Annotated in this window: 13 protein-coding genes; 10 read left to right on the top strand and 3 right to left on the bottom strand. The window is 66.1% G+C overall.

Annotation, left to right across the window (positions count from 1 at the left end):
- Positions 1-30: 30 nt before the first annotated feature.
- The 9 genes from B5J99_RS07455 to B5J99_RS07495 all read left to right on the top strand — a co-directional run bounded on the left by B5J99_RS07455 (position 31) and on the right by B5J99_RS07495 (position 9,363).
- Positions 31-1,602, top strand: a complete 1,572-nt coding sequence (locus tag B5J99_RS07455; protein WP_117352036.1) for a family 43 glycosylhydrolase — start codon at positions 31-33, stop codon at positions 1,600-1,602.
- Between the two features lie 118 nt (positions 1,603-1,720).
- On the top strand, positions 1,721-3,031 hold the full coding sequence (gene purB, locus B5J99_RS07460) for an adenylosuccinate lyase (protein WP_069051315.1): 1,311 nt from the start codon (positions 1,721-1,723) through the stop codon (positions 3,029-3,031).
- A gap of 101 nt (positions 3,032-3,132) precedes the next feature.
- On the top strand, positions 3,133-3,471 hold the full coding sequence (locus B5J99_RS07465; RefSeq protein ID WP_054136277.1) for a hypothetical protein: 339 nt from the start codon (positions 3,133-3,135) through the stop codon (positions 3,469-3,471).
- Between the two features lie 29 nt (positions 3,472-3,500).
- Positions 3,501-4,175, top strand: coding sequence for an orotidine-5'-phosphate decarboxylase (pyrF, locus tag B5J99_RS07470; RefSeq protein ID WP_069051316.1), 675 nt, complete (start codon positions 3,501-3,503; stop codon positions 4,173-4,175).
- A gap of 131 nt (positions 4,176-4,306) precedes the next feature.
- The gene (locus B5J99_RS07475) at positions 4,307-4,960 is read left to right on the top strand and encodes a phosphoribosylanthranilate isomerase (protein ID WP_117352037.1); all 654 of its coding nucleotides are present in this window, start codon (positions 4,307-4,309) and stop codon (positions 4,958-4,960) included.
- Positions 4,935-6,179 carry a tryptophan synthase subunit beta gene (trpB, locus tag B5J99_RS07480; protein ID WP_117352038.1) on the top strand — a complete coding sequence of 415 codons (1,245 nt, stop codon included), beginning with the start codon at positions 4,935-4,937 and terminating at the stop codon, positions 6,177-6,179. The genes B5J99_RS07475 and trpB overlap by 26 nt, the downstream gene beginning before the upstream one ends.
- Positions 6,176-6,982, top strand: coding sequence for a tryptophan synthase subunit alpha (trpA, locus tag B5J99_RS07485; protein ID WP_117352039.1), 807 nt, complete (start codon positions 6,176-6,178; stop codon positions 6,980-6,982). Before trpB ends, trpA begins: the two co-directional genes overlap by 4 nt.
- A 13-nt stretch (positions 6,983-6,995) precedes the next feature.
- A complete protein-coding gene (accD, locus tag B5J99_RS07490) occupies positions 6,996-7,853 on the top strand; it encodes an acetyl-CoA carboxylase, carboxyltransferase subunit beta (RefSeq protein ID WP_054136272.1) in 858 nt (285 codons plus the stop codon).
- Positions 7,854-8,034: 181 nt separating this feature from the next.
- The gene (locus tag B5J99_RS07495) at positions 8,035-9,363 is read left to right on the top strand and encodes a bifunctional folylpolyglutamate synthase/dihydrofolate synthase (RefSeq protein ID WP_117352040.1); all 1,329 of its coding nucleotides are present in this window, start codon (positions 8,035-8,037) and stop codon (positions 9,361-9,363) included.
- Between the two features lie 91 nt (positions 9,364-9,454).
- Here the strand turns inward: B5J99_RS07495 and B5J99_RS07500 are convergent, their stop codons facing one another.
- Positions 9,455-10,558: an acyl-CoA dehydrogenase family protein gene (locus B5J99_RS07500; protein WP_117352041.1), complete on the bottom strand. Its 1,104-nt coding sequence runs from the start codon at positions 10,556-10,558 to the stop codon at positions 9,455-9,457.
- Between the two features lie 108 nt (positions 10,559-10,666).
- Positions 10,667-11,842, bottom strand: coding sequence for an acyl-CoA dehydrogenase family protein (locus B5J99_RS07505; RefSeq protein ID WP_054136269.1), 1,176 nt, complete (start codon positions 11,840-11,842; stop codon positions 10,667-10,669).
- 177 nt (positions 11,843-12,019) lie between these two features.
- On the opposite strand from B5J99_RS07505, the gene B5J99_RS07510 reads away from it, so the two are divergent.
- Positions 12,020-13,684: an FAD-dependent oxidoreductase gene (locus B5J99_RS07510; protein WP_117352042.1), complete on the top strand. Its 1,665-nt coding sequence runs from the start codon at positions 12,020-12,022 to the stop codon at positions 13,682-13,684.
- A gap of 47 nt (positions 13,685-13,731) precedes the next feature.
- Here the strand turns inward: B5J99_RS07510 and B5J99_RS07515 are convergent, their stop codons facing one another.
- Entirely contained in the window at positions 13,732-14,526 is a 795-nt protein-coding gene (locus B5J99_RS07515; protein WP_117353402.1) for an enoyl-CoA hydratase/isomerase family protein, read from the bottom strand.
- Positions 14,527-14,637 lie beyond the last annotated feature (111 nt).

A 14,637-nucleotide genomic window follows, 5' to 3' on the forward strand; every position in this document is an offset into this window, starting at 1 on the left:
TCGCCCCCCACCTTCGACCGGCGCGGCGCGATGGCCTCGGCCGGTTTGACCGCTCTGGCGCTGGCCGCACCTGCGCGCGCCAGCACCGCCCCGGCGGCGATACCCTCCCCAGACTGGCGCCGGGGTCTGGACAACCAGCGGATCGCCGATCTGGGCGATGGCACCTTCCTCAACCCGGTGCTCTCGGGCGACCGGCCCGACCCCGCAATCCTCAAGGATGGCGAGGACTATTACCTCACCTTCTCGAGCTTCGAATCCTATCCCGGGCTGCTGATCTGGCATTCGCGTGATCTGGTGAACTGGCAGCCCCGCAAGCCAGCGCTCACCCGCAACATCGGATCGGTCTGGGCGGTCAGCCTGGAGAAGCACGAGGGGCGCTATTTCCTGTATATCCCGGTGAAAGCGTCGCCGCAGAACGACATCTTCGTCATCTGGGCAGACCATATCGACGGCCCATGGAGCGATCCGGTGCCGCTGGGGCTGCACAAGCATATCGACCCCTGCCACGCGGTCGGCGAGGACGGGTCGCGCTGGCTGTTCCTGTCGGGCGGAGACCGCGTGCGGCTGTCCGACGACGGGATGCGCGCGACCGGCGAGGTCGAGCATGTCTACGACCCGTGGCGCTATCCCAGCGAATGGGATGTCGAGGGCTTCGCGCCCGAGGGCCCCAAAATCCACCGCATCGGCAAATGGTTCTACATGCTCACCGCCGTGGGGGGCACGGCAGGGCCTCCCACGGGTCATATGGTCATCGCTGCCCGTTCGCGATCGATCCACGGCCCGTGGGAGCAGCATCCCGGCAATCCACTGGTGCGCACCACCGATATCCGCGAGGCGTGGTGGTCGCGGGGCCATGCCAGCCTGGTCGAGGCGCCCGATGGGTCATGGTGGAGCCTGTACCACGGCTATGAGAACGGCTTCTGGACGCTCGGGCGGCAATGCCTGCTCGATCCGGTGGAGTGGGGCGCCGATGGCTGGTTCCGCATGACCGGGGGCGATCTTTCGCAGCCGATTCCCAGGCCCAAGGGGGGCAGGGCGCTGCCGCACGGCATGGCGCTGAGCGATGATTTCGCGACGCTGCAGCTGGGCACCAAATGGTCGTTCTTCCGTCCTGCGCCCGACGAGGCCGCGCGCGTGCGGGTGCAGGACAACGCATTGTTCCTGCGCGGCAAGGGGCTCGCGCCGTCCACCGGATCGCCGCTGCTGCTGACCGCGGGCGACACCTCCTATCGCTTCGAATGCGACATCGAGCTGGCGCCGGGCGGTACCGCGGGGCTGGTGCTGTTCTATGACGACAAGCTCTACGCGGGTCTGGGCTTCGATGCAGTGCGCTTCGTGACCCACCAATACGGCATCGAGCGCGCGCGCCCGGTCAATCCGCATGGGGGCCGGATGCGTCTGAGGGTCACCAACCGCCGTCATATCGTGAGCTTTCACACATCGGGCGATGGCGGCAGGACCTGGCTCAAGTTCGATCGCGGCATGGAAGTCTCGGGCTATCATCACAATGTCCGCGGCGGCTTTCTGATGCTGCGTCCCGGGCTGTACGCCGCAGGGCCGGGCGAGGCCAAGTTCCGCAACTTCACCTTCACCGCGCTCTAGCGGCGTGAGGGCATCGCCCGTGGTTGAACCCGTCGCCGCTTGCTGCTAGCTGCGCGGGCGAAACCGCCGGGGCGGATCGCGCTCCTTCGTCCACCGCCTTTAGCTGCAAGGACATCTTATGGTCCCCCGTTATTCCCGCCCCGCCATGACCGCCATCTGGGAGCCCGAGGCGAAGTTCCGCATCTGGTTCGAGATCGAGGCGCACGCCACCGATGCGCTGGCCGAATTGGGCGTGGTGCCCAAGTCCGCCGCCAAGGCGTTGTGGGCGTGGTGGGCGACCAATCCGGTGATCGACGTTGCCGCGATCGATGCGATCGAGGCGGTGACCAAGCACGATGTCATCGCGTTCCTCACTTGGGTGGCCGAGCAGGTCGGCGACGAAGCGCGCTTCATGCACCAGGGCATGACCAGCTCCGACGTGCTCGACACCTGCCTTGCGGTGCAGCTGGCGCGTGCCTCTGACATTCTTCTTGCCGATCTCGACGCGCTGCTCGAGGCGATCGAGCGCCGCGCGATGGAGCACAAATATACGCCGACCATCGGCCGCAGCCATGGTATCCATGGCGAGCCGACCACCTTCGGCCTCAAGCTCGCGCAGGCCTATGCCGAGTTCGACCGTTGCCGCGCCCGCCTCAAGGCCGCGAAGGCCGAGATCGCCACCTGCGCGATTTCGGGCGCGATCGGCACCTTTGCCAACATCGATCCGCGCGTCGAGGCGCATGTCGCCAAGAAGCTCGGCCTGGCGCTCGAGCCGGTTTCGACCCAGGTCATCCCGCGCGACCGCCACGCGATGTATTTCGCGACGCTGGGCGTGATCGCTTCGTCGGTCGAGCGGCTGGCGACCGAAGTGCGCCATCTGCAGCGCACCGAAGTGCTCGAGGCCGAGGAGTATTTCTCTCCCGGGCAGAAGGGCTCGTCGGCGATGCCGCACAAGCGCAACCCGGTCCTGACCGAAAACCTCACCGGGCTCGCCCGCGTGGTCCGAGCCGCCGCGATCCCCGCGATGGAGAACGTGGCGCTCTGGCACGAGCGCGATATCTCGCACAGCTCGGTCGAGCGCTTCTTTGGCCCCGATGCGACGATCACGCTCGATTTCGCGCTCGCCCGGCTCACCGGCGTGATCGACAAGCTGCTGGTCTACCCTGCGCGGATGCAGAAGAACCTCGACAAGATGGGCGGGCTTGTCCACTCGCAGCGGGTGCTGCTGGCGCTGACCCAGGCAGGCGTGAGCCGCGAGGATGCCTATCGCCTGGTCCAGCGCAACGCGATGCAGGTGTGGGAATCGGACGGCGAACTGTCGCTGCTCGAACTGCTCAAGGCCGATGCCGAGGTGACCGCCGCGCTCACGCCGCAGGAGATCGAGGAGAAGTTCAACCTCGATTACCACTTCAAGCATGTCGACACGATTTTCGCGCGGGTCTTCGGCTGATCTGGGCACCGAAACCCAAGCGACTGGCCATGACGCGATTATGCTCCTATGCTCCCGCCGACCGCCGGGACGCGGACACTTATTGAGGAGACACCGCGGTCATGCAGTTCCTGAAGACACTGGTGATCATCATGCTGGTCGTGGTGTTCATCGTGTTTGCCTATAACAACTGGCAGGCCGTCACGCTCGATCTGTGGGGCGGGCTGCAGCTGGTCACCAAACTGCCGGTGCTGCTGATGCTGACTTTTCTGGCGGGCTTCCTGCCGCTTTGGGCCTACCATCGCACCAGCAGCTGGCGGATGAAGCGGCGGATCGTGACGCTGGAGGCCAATCAGACGCGCGCTGCCGCTACTGCCGCATCACCGGTGCAGGCCGCGCCGCAGCCGCCTGCCAGCATCATCAACGAACAAGAACCGGAGAGCGCCTTGCGCTCGGTATGACACGGTCAACAGGGGGTCTCGCGCACATCATGTCCAATCCGATCTATCTTGCGGTTGACCTGCCCGATCTGGCGCGCGCCAGCGCGTTGGTGCAATCGGTTCGCGCCCATATCGGCGGGGTCAAGCTGGGGCTCGAATTCTTCTGCGCGCATGGCCATCACGGCGTCCACGAGATCGCCAAGCTCGGCCTGCCGATCTTCCTCGACCTCAAGTTGCACGACATCCCCAACACCGTCGCCGCTGCCATGCAGGCGATCCATGTGCTCGAACCGGCAATCGTCACCATCCACGCTGCGGGCGGGCGCGCGATGATGGAGGACGCAAAGGCCGCAGCGGGGGCCAACACCAAGGTGGTCGCCGTCACCATGCTGACCAGCCTGGACGATGACGACATGAGCCAGATCGGCATGGCCGGCACCGCGCACGACAACGTGCTGCGGCTGGCGGACCTTGCGCATCAGGCGGGCCTCGACGGCATCGTATGTTCGGGCCAGGAGGTCGGTGCGGTGCGTCACCAGTGGCGCGACGGCTTTTTCGTCGTGCCCGGCGTCCGCCCCGCCAGCGCCACTGCAGGCGACCAGAAGCGCGCGGTCACCCCGCGCCAGGCGCGCGATGCCGGCGCTTCGGTGCTGGTCATCGGCCGCCCGATCGCGCGTGCGGCAGAGCCCGATCAGGCGGCACGGGATATCATGGCGACGCTGTGAGGCCTGTTTTCCTTCCCGTTACCCTGAACTTGTTTCAGGGCCCAATTCTCCTCTCGCATGGTGCTGGCCAAGACGTACCATGGGTGCTGAAACAAGTTCAGCATGACGACTAAACAACCGGTTGAGAGATAATGACCACCCTCATCAAGATCTGCGGGCTTTCCACCGAAGCCGCCATCGATGCTGCCGCTGCGAACGGCGCGAGCCACATCGGCCTGGTGCATTTCGAAAAGAGCCCGCGTCACGTCACGCTCGATCAGGCCGCGAAGCTGCGCGCGCGCACGCCGACCAGCCTCAAGGTCGTGCTGCTGCTGGTCAACGCGTCGCCGGTGCTGACCGAGCAGGCGTACAAGGCGGTGCGGCCCGATGTCATCCAGTTCCACGGGTCGGAAAAGCCCGAATGGCTGACGATGGTGAAGAAGCACATGAAGGTCGAGGTGTGGAAGGCGCTGGGGCTGCGCAGCGCCGAGACACTCGCCAACGCGCGCCGCTTCGACGGCATCGCCGACCGGCTGATCTTCGATGCCCCGGCACAGGCGCTTCCGGGCGGCAACGGGACCAGGGTCGACTGGTCGCTGCTCGCCGGGCATCGGCATCTGGTGCCCTGGGGGCTTGCAGGCGGGCTGGATGCGGACAATGTCGAAGAGGCTCTGGCCGCGACGCATGCGCCGCTGGTAGACGTCTCCTCGGGGGTCGAAAGCGCGCCCGGGCTCAAAGATATGGACAAGATGGCGCGCTTTTGCCAAGCGGTTGCCAACCATGACCAACGCAGCCACCAAGCCTAACAGCTATCGCAATCAACCCGACGCACAGGGCCATTTCGGCCAGTTCGGCGGGCGCTATGTTGCAGAAACCCTGATGCCTTTGGTGCTCGATCTCGAGAAGCACTATCGCGCAGCGCAGGCAGACCCCGCGTTCAAGGCGCAGTTCGATGATCTGCTCGAGCATTATGTCGGGCGCCCCAGCCCGCTCTATTACGCTGAGCGGCTGACCGAAGAACTGCGCAAGAACGCGCCTGAGGGCATGGGCGCGCAAATCTGGTTCAAGCGCGACGAACTCAACCACACCGGCGCGCACAAGATCAACAACTGCATCGGCCAGATCCTGCTCGCGATGCGGATGGGCAAGACGCGGATCATCGCCGAGACCGGTGCAGGCCAGCACGGCGTCGCCACCGCGACCGTGTGCGCGCGCTTCGGCTTGCCCTGCGTGATCTATATGGGCGCGACCGATGTCGCGCGGCAGCAGCCCAATGTGTTCCGGATGAAGCTGCTCGGCGCGGAGGTCATTCCGGTGACGAGTGGCGCAGCGACGCTCAAGGACGCGATGAACGAGGGGCTGCGCGACTGGGTCGCCAACGTCCACGACACCTTCTACATCATCGGCACCGCCGCCGGCCCGCACCCTTACCCCGAACTGGTCCGCGATTTTCAAAGCGTGATCGGCAAGGAAGCGCGCGCGCAGATGCTTGCCCGCATCAACCGCCTGCCCGACCTGCTGGTCGCGGCGATCGGCGGCGGATCGAACGCGCTTGGCCTGTTCCACCCGTTCCTCGACGATCCCGATGTGAAGATGCTCGGCGTGGAAGCGGCAGGCTACGGCCTCGATGGCAACGAGCATGCCGCGAGCCTCTTGGGCGGTTTCCCCGGCATCCTCCACGGCAACAAGACCTATCTGCTGCAGGACGAGGACGGCCAGATTACCGAGGGCCACTCGATCAGCGCAGGGCTGGATTATCCGGGCATCGGCCCCGAACACGCATGGCTCAAGGACATGGGCCGGGTGGAGTACACTGCGATCACCGATGACGAGGCGCTGGACGCGTTCCAGTTGCTCTGCCGCACCGAAGGCATCATCCCCGCGCTCGAGCCTGCGCATGCGATTGCGGCGGTGGCCAAGGTCGCTCCCACGATGGACCGCGATGCGATCATCCTCGCCAACCTGTGCGGCCGCGGCGACAAGGACATCTTCACCGTTGCTGAGAAGCTGGGAGTGGAGATGTGAGTTCGCGTCTCGCTAACGCCTTCCCCGCCGATCGCGCGGCTCTGGTGTGCTTCGTCACCGCAGGCGATCCTGACGCCGCCGCTACCCCTGCCATCCTCGACGCGCTGGTCGAAGGCGGGGCGGACGTGATCGAACTCGGCATGCCGTTCACCGATCCGATGGCCGATGGCCCCGCGATCCAGGCGGCGAACCTGCGCAGCCTCGCGGCGGGCACCAAGACCGCCGACATCTTGGCAATCGCCACCGGTTTCCGCCGCCGCCACCCCAACGTGCCGCTCGTGCTGATGGGCTATGCCAATCCGATGACCCGGCGAGGGCCCGAATGGTTTGCCGATGCCTGCGCGTCTGCCGGGGTCGACGGCGTGATCTGCGTCGACATTCCGGTCGAGGAAGATGCGTCGCTAGGCCCGGCTCTTCGCTCCAAGGGTATCGCGCCGATTCGGCTTGCCACGCCCACCACCGATGCCGCGCGGCTTCCCGCGGTGCTCGAAGGCGCGGGCGGGTTTTTGTATTACGTTTCGGTCGCAGGCATCACCGGCAAGCAGCAGGCTGTGCAGGCGAGCATCGAGGAAGCGGTCGCGCGGCTCAAGGCCTCGACCGATCTGCCGATCGCGGTGGGCTTCGGCGTGCGCACGCCCGAACAGGCCGCCGCGATCGGACGCGTCGCCGATGGGGTTGTCGTGGGCAGCGCGATCGTCGAGATTGTCAGCCAGCACGGCGCGGATGCCGCAGGCCCTGTGCGCGATTACGTCCGCACGCTGGCCGACGCCATCGCCACCGCCCGCCAGACCGCAACCGCCTGAGGAGCTTAAGCCGATGAACTGGTTCAGCCGAGTCCGCAACGCGATGCCCTTCATCGCCCGTCAGGACAATTCGCCCGACAATCTGTGGCACAAGTGCAAGGCCTGCGGCGAAATGGTGTTCGCCAAGGAGTTCGAGGACAACCTCTCGGTCTGCCCCAAATGCGGCCATCACGAGCGCATCGGCTCTGCCGCGCGCTTTGCGATGCTGTTCGACGACCAGTTGTGGGAAGAACTGCCCTCGCCCGTGGTCAAGGAAGACCCGCTCAAGTTCCGCGACAGCAAGAAATACGCCGACCGGTTGAAGGCCGCGCGTGCCGCCAATGTCGGCAACGACGCGCTGACCAACGCCCTGGGCCGGATCAAGAGCCACAAGGCGGTGGTCGGGGTGCAGGATTTCGCCTTCATGGGCGGATCGATGGGCATGGCGGTCGGCGCGGCGTTCATCGCCGGGACCGAGCGCGCGATCGCCGAAAAGTGCCCGTATGTCATCTTCACTGCCGCGGGCGGTGCGCGGATGCAGGAAGGTATTCTCTCGCTGATGCAGATGCCGCGCAGCACCGTCGCGATCACGCGGCTGCACGCGGCAGGACTTCCCTACATCGTCGTGCTGACCGACCCCACCACCGGCGGCGTCACCGCAAGCTATGCGATGCTGGGCGATGTCCAGATGGCCGAACCCAACGCGCTGATCGGCTTTGCCGGGCAGCGAGTGATCGAACAGACGATCCGCGAAAAGCTGCCCGAAGGCTTCCAGCGCTCCGAATATCTGCTCGAGCACGGGATGCTCGACATGGTGGTCGAGCGCAAGGACCTGCGCGATCGTCTTGGCAGCGTGATCGATTATCTGATGGCGGCGAAGGCTGCGGCGTGAGGCTGGCGGGGCGCAGCAGTAACTCGCTGGCCGCGCCCTCTCCCCTCCCGCCTGCGGGAGGGCTGCCCAAAGGGCGGGGTGGGGGCGAGGCGCAGCCGAGCCTTCGGGCAGTCGTGCTCCCTGCCCATTCCGGTCCGGCAAGCCGGACCTGCCCCTCCCGCACGCGGGAGGGGAGAAGGTGATGCCCGACCACGCCGTCTCATCCGACCCTGCAGTCCAGATCCAGCTCGATCGCCTCACCGCGCTGTCGCCGGGGCGCGATGTGCTGGGGCTGGAGCGGATCACCGCGCTGCTCGCCCGGCTGGGCGACCCGCATCACCGCCTGCCGCCGGTGTTCCATGTTGCGGGCACCAACGGCAAGGGATCGACCTGCGCCTTTCTGCGCGCCGCGATCGAGGCCTCGGGGTTGTCCTGCCATGTCTACACCAGCCCCCATCTGGTGCGGTTCAACGAACGCATCCGCATCGCCGGGCGGCTGATCGAGGACGACATGCTCGCCGCTTACCTCGCGCGGGTACTCGATATCGCCGAGGGCACCGGCGCGAGCTTCTTCGAGGTGACGACTGCTGCTGCGTTCCTCGCCTTTGCCGAGACGCCTGCCGATGCGTGCGTGATCGAGGTTGGCCTTGGCGGCAGGCTCGATGCCACCAACGTGCTGCCGCAGCCTGCGGTGTGCAGCATCGCCGCGCTGGGAATCGACCACGAAGCCTTCCTGCTCGCGCCCGAAGCGGGCACGCCGGACTTGCCCATGGAGCGGATCGCGTTCGAGAAGGCAGGCATCGCCAAGGCCGATGTGCCGCTGGTGATCCAGCGTTATGCCACAGGCATGATGGGCGCGATCGCGGGGCAGGCGATGCGCGCCGGGGCTTATGTGAAGGCGCGCGGCGAGGACTGGGATGCAGCGCTGTATCAGGGGCGGCTGCACTATCGCGATGTCGACGGACGGCTGAGCCTGCCAGTGCCCAGGTTGCCGGGCGAGCATCAGGCGGACAATGCGGCGCTGGCCGTGGCGATGATCCGCCACCAGAGCGCGGTCACTATCCCCGACAGCGCGCTGTCCGCCGCGATGGGCTGGGCCGACTGGCCCGCGCGGCTGCAGCGGCTGGGCGTTGGCCCGCTGACCGCCTTGCTTGGCACGGGCGAGGCGGTGTGGCTCGACGGCGGGCACAATCCCAATGCGGGCGCGGCGCTGGCGCGGCATATCGAGGGCATGGGCGGCAAAGTGCACCTGATCATCGGCATGCTCTCGAACAAGCAGCCGGGCGCGTTGCTCGGCCCGCTCGAGCCTTTTCTCGCCAGCGTCACCGCTTTGCCGGTGCCGGGTCACGAATGGCACGATGCCGATGCGTTTCAGGCGTGCCTGACGTCGGGGCTCGAGGTCACGGCGGCGACGGATGTGCGCTCTGCGGTCCAGCGCCTCTCTGACCAGCAGCCGATGCTGGTGCTGATCGCAGGTTCGCTCTATCTGGCCGGCGAGGTGCTCAAGGCGAACGGCCAGGAGCCCGATTGACGGCCGGACATCCGCGCGAACGCGGATATCCGGGGCAATTTCCCTGCAATCTGGTTGGCTGGCTCCGGCCTGTCGTCCCAAAGCGGGCGGTTCAGAGCGGAAACGCCTGGCGGATCGCCAGCAGGCGGCGCAGCGCGCGGCCCAGCGGCAGTTCCTCGGACATGCCCATGCCGCCGTGCAGCTGGATCGCCTGCTTGCCGACCTCGACCCCGTCCTCGCTGACCGCGCGATAGGCCGCGCGGGCCGAGCGGGTCATGGCTTCGGCATCGCCGGCAAGATCGTGCGTTACCGCCTCATAGACCAGAGAGCGCGCCTGATCGAATGCCACCGACATGTCGACCATGCGATGCTGCAGCACCTGGAACGAGGCGAGCGGAACGCCAAACTGCTTGCGGTCCATGGTGTAGGCCTGCGTCGCGAGGCACACGCGGCGCATGATGCCGGTGCCTTCGGCGGCGAGCAGCAGCCGCGCCTTGTCGATGACCTTCTGCAGCGCATCGGCCGCAGCCCCGGGACCGAGCAGCATCGCATCAGCGCCGAGCGCGGCATTGTCGAGCGCCACATCGGCGGCCCAATGGTCGTCGCGCAGGCGATAGGGGGTTACGGTGACGCCGCCAGCGTCGGCGGGAACGAGGAAGAGGCCGAGGCCAGCCCTGCCGCTGCCGGGTTCGCCTTCTATCCGGGCAAGGACGATGACCTGTTCGGCCGCGGCCGCGCCATGCGCCAGCGACTTGTGGCCTGAAAGGGTCCAGCCATCGCCGCTCCTGGTCGCGCGCGCTTCGCAATACCAGATGTCGTGCCGCGCGCGGGGTTCGTGCAGCGCCACGCCGATCGGCGCGCCGCCCGAGACGATGCCTTCGATCAGATCGCTGCGCTGCTGCGATTCAGCGCTCGCGGCGATCAGGCCACCGGCCAGGATCGTGCTCGCCAGCACCGGCTCGACCACCAAGCCTTCGCCCAGCACCTCGAACAGGCTGACGCAATCGCCAAGCCCCGACTGGCCCTCGCCCTGCAGCCCGCCATCGGCCTCGGCAAAGGGCAGCATCAGCCAACCGGCCTCGGCCATCTCGGACCACAATACGGTGTTTAGCGGGGCCTCGCCCATCTGGCCGAGCTTGTCGTCGGCATAATGTTTCTGGGTGAAGCGGCGGGCGCTGTCGGTCAGCAGCTGCTGATCATCATTGGGTGCGAACATGGGTAGGTAATCCTGTCACTCATCCCGTTTGTCCCGAGCGCAGTCGAGGGATGTGCGCTCACGTGTCTCGACTTCGCTCGACACAAACGGATTTGGAAATGCTGGCTTTTAGAGCCCGGCGGCCATCATCTTGGCGAGAATGTTCTTCTGCACCTCGTTGGTGCCGCCATAGATCGACTGCGCGCGGCCGAAGAGGAAAACAGACATCGCGTGCTCGCCTTCCTGGCCATAGGGGTGGGCGGGGTTCTCCGCCGGCCGCGGCAAGGCAGCAGGCCCCGCGATGTCCAGCGCCAGCTCGGACACGTCCTGCGACAGTTCGGTTCCCAGCAGCTTGAGCGGTGCAACCAGCCGCATCGCTTCCATCGACTGGCTGGGCGATTCGAGCGCGCGCGCCTCGAGCGCCGCCAGCTTGGCGAGCCGCTGTTCGAGATCGTCGAGCCGCTGCGCGATCCGGGGATCGTTGATCGGCGGGTCGACGAAGTGCGCGGTGGAAGCTGCCCATGCGCGCAACCGCGCGATGTCGCCGCTGGTGCGAGTAACCCCGGCAATCCCCGCGCGCTCGTTGCCCAGCAGGAACTTGGCATAGGTCCAGCCATCGTTCTCGTTGCCCACCAGGTTCTTCACCGGCACGCGGACATCGGTAAAGAACACCTCATTGAGGTGGTGCATGCCGTCGATGGTGCGGATGGGGCGGACTTCGATGCCCGGCGTGTTCATGTCGATCAGCAGGAACGAGATGCCGTTCTGCTGCTTCACCTCGGTGTTGGTGCGCACCAGGCAGAAGATCCAGTCGGCCCAGTGGCCCTGCGTCGTCCAGGTCTTCTGGCCGTTGACGACATAATCGTCGCCGTCGCGCACCGCACGGGTCTTCAGACTGGCAAGGTCGGATCCTGCGCCAGGCTCGGAATAGCCCTGGCACCAGAAGCGGGTGCCATCGAGGATATGCGGCAGATGCTCGGCCTTCTGCTCTTCGGTGCCGAAGGTGTAGATGACAGGCGCGACCATGGTGATGCCGAACGGGCTGTACGATGGAGCGCCGGCCTTGGTCGATTCATCGGCGAAGATGCGCTTTTGGGCGAGCGACCATTCGCAGCCGCCATACTGCTTGGGCCAGCCCGGAGCGCCCCAGCCGCGCTTGGCGCGCACGCCCTGCCACCAGGCGGTCAGTTCCTTGCTGGAGTTGGCAAAGCCGTCTGCGGCAAAGCGCTTTTCGGGCGGCAGCTCTGCATCCAGGAATGCGCGGACTTCCGCGCGGAAGCTTTCCAGATCTTCGTCTTCGGTCATCGTCCTCACCTCATATGCCTGTGTCAGGCGTTGGCGGCAATTTGCACCGGAACTGCGCAAAAGCAAAGCGTAACTGCCAAAAAAGCTACGCATTTCTGCGCTATTCTCCTAGTCTTGCAAGGCGTGCCGAGGCATGACGCTACGGCGCGGGGACATCCTTGCGGGGAGACAGCTGCGATGGGAAATCCAGACACCACCGGATTGCGCGGCGATGGCAGCGATCCCTATGCCCGGCCCGAACAGACCTTCCCGGTTCTGGACGAAGAGATGGCTGCGCGACTCGCCCGGTTCGGCACTCGCGAATCGGTGGCCGACGGCGCCTATATCTTCCGCCGCGGCGAGCGCACCGTCGATTTCTTCCTGATCTGTTCAGGCGAAATCGCGATCATCGACCATCATGATCATGGCGAGGAGAGCATCGTCCACAGCCACCGAGAGCGCCAGTTCACCGGCGAGCTCGATCTGTTCAACGACCGCAAGATCCTGGTCAGCGGGCGCGCGGTGGGCCCAGCCGAGGTGGTGCGCGTGCCGCGCGCGGATTTCCGCGCGATGATCGCCGCCGAACCCGATATCGGCGAGATCATCATGCGCGCCTTCATCCTGCGCAGGGTGGCCTTGATGCAGCATCAGCAGGGCGGGGTGACCCTGGTCGGCCCGGCGCGCAGTGCCGATACCGTGCGCATCAACGCGTTTCTCACGCGCAACGGCTATCCGCACCGCACGATCGATTCGTCGTCCGATCCCGATGCAGCGGCATTTCTGCAGGGCTTTGGTCTCGATGGCGGCGATCTGCCGGTGGTGATTTCCGAAGACCAGATCTTGCGCAACCCCAGCACCCACGAACTGGCCGATGCGCTGGGCGTGGCGGTCTCGATCGATCACGACCGGCTGCACGATGTCATCGTGGTGGGGGCAGGGCCTGCGGGCCTGGCAGCCGCGGTCTATGCCGCGTCCGAAGGGCTCGACACGCTGATCGTGGAATCGACCGCGCCGGGCGGTCAGGCGGGAACCAGCAGCAAGATCGAGAATTATCTCGGCTTTCCCACCGGCATATCCGGTCAGGCGCTGGCCGGGCGCGCGCAGGTGCAGGCGCAGAAGTTCGGCGCGCGGCTGGCGGTTTCCCGCGCCGCGACCGGGCTGGAGTGCGGCGGCGATCATTTCAGCATCGCGCTTGAGGACGGCACACGGGCCAAGGCGCGCGCCGTGGTCGCGGCGACCGGGGCACGCTATCGCAAGCTCGATCTGCCGAACTATGCGCGACTGGAAGGCGCAGGGATCTATTACGCGGCGACCGCGATGGAGGCGCAATTGTGTTCCGGCCGCCCGGTGGTGGTGGTCGGCGGCGGTAATTCGGCGGGGCAGGCAGCCGTGTTCCTCTCGCGCCATGCCGCGCATGTGCATATCCTGGTGCGCAGCCAGGGGCTGGCCGCGACGATGTCGAGCTATCTGATCGACCGTATTGAAGCCTCTGAGGCTATCACGCTCCATCCGTTCACCGAGATCACCGCGCTTGAAGGCGAGCCGCATCTCGAAAGCCTGGTCTGGCGCGACCGCAACACCGGCGAGACGACACAGGTCGAGGTCGGCGCGCTGTTCGTGATGATCGGCGCGCAGCCCTGTTCGGACTGGCTTGAAGGGTGTGCTGCGCTCGACGAAAACGGCTTCATCCTCACCGGAGACGGCTGCACGCCGTTCGAGACCAGCCGTCCTGGCCTGTTCGCGGTGGGCGATGTGCGCTCCGGCTCGGTCAAGCGCGTCGCCTCTGGCGTCGGGGAAGGCTCGGTGGTGGTGCAGGCGGTGCACGGCTTCATCGAACGCCAGAAGATCGCGGAGATGGGGTGACCTTTTTAAATCCTCTCCCAGCAAGCTGGGGGGAGGATCTAAGAGTGTCACCTGTCCCTGAAAACGGGCGCGCGTTTTTCGGTGAATGCTCGTCTCGCCTCGGCATAATCCTCGGTCATGCTGAGCATGATCTGCTGGCGGTCCTCGAGCGCCAGCGCGGCCTCGAAGCCGTTGGCATCGATGTTGCGGTTGAGCACGTCCTTGCTGAGCCTGAGGCCCATCGGGCTGGCGAGCAGCATGTCGGCGGCCAGTGCCTCGGCTCGCCCCAAGATCTCGTCAGGCCCTGCGATCTCGCTGACGAAGCCCGCCGCCAGCGCGCGCTCGGCACCGACAAAGCGGCCCGACAGGATCATCTCGCTGGCCAGCGAACTGCCTACCAGCCGTGGCAGGAAATAGCTCGACCCCATGTCGCATCCGCCCAGACCGATGCGGATATACGCCGCGTTCATCCGGAAATCGGGGGTGCAGTATCGCACGTCGCTGGCGAGCAGCAGCGACATGCCGCCGCCACAGGCCGCGCCTTGCGCGCAGGCAATGATCGGCTGCGGGCAATTGCGCATCAGCTGCATCACCGTCGCGATCGCGCGCTGGGTGCGCCAGCCGCCGTGCACCGCGCCGTCTCCCTCGCGCGGGGGCCAGCCCTTGAGGTCCAGCCCGGCGCAGAACGCACGGCCATCGGCGTTGAAGATCACCACCCGAACCTCGGGCCGGTCTGCCAGCGACCGGAAATAGTGCTGCAGCGCCAGGATCATCGGCTCGTCCATCGCATTGAGCGCCTCGGGACGGCAGAGCGTCAGCATCTCAACCTCTCCGCGCGAAGTGATCCGAATTGGGTCGGCCATGTTCTCCATCCTTAATCTGGGCGGATCTGCGTTCTCATTTTACATCGGGCGTCCGCGAATGTTGGTTAAGCAGGTTCAAACGCCGGGTGCCATCGCGTAATCGGCGCAGTC

This window comes from Blastomonas fulva (assembly GCF_003431825.1).
Lineage (GTDB): Bacteria > Pseudomonadota > Alphaproteobacteria > Sphingomonadales > Sphingomonadaceae > Blastomonas > Blastomonas fulva.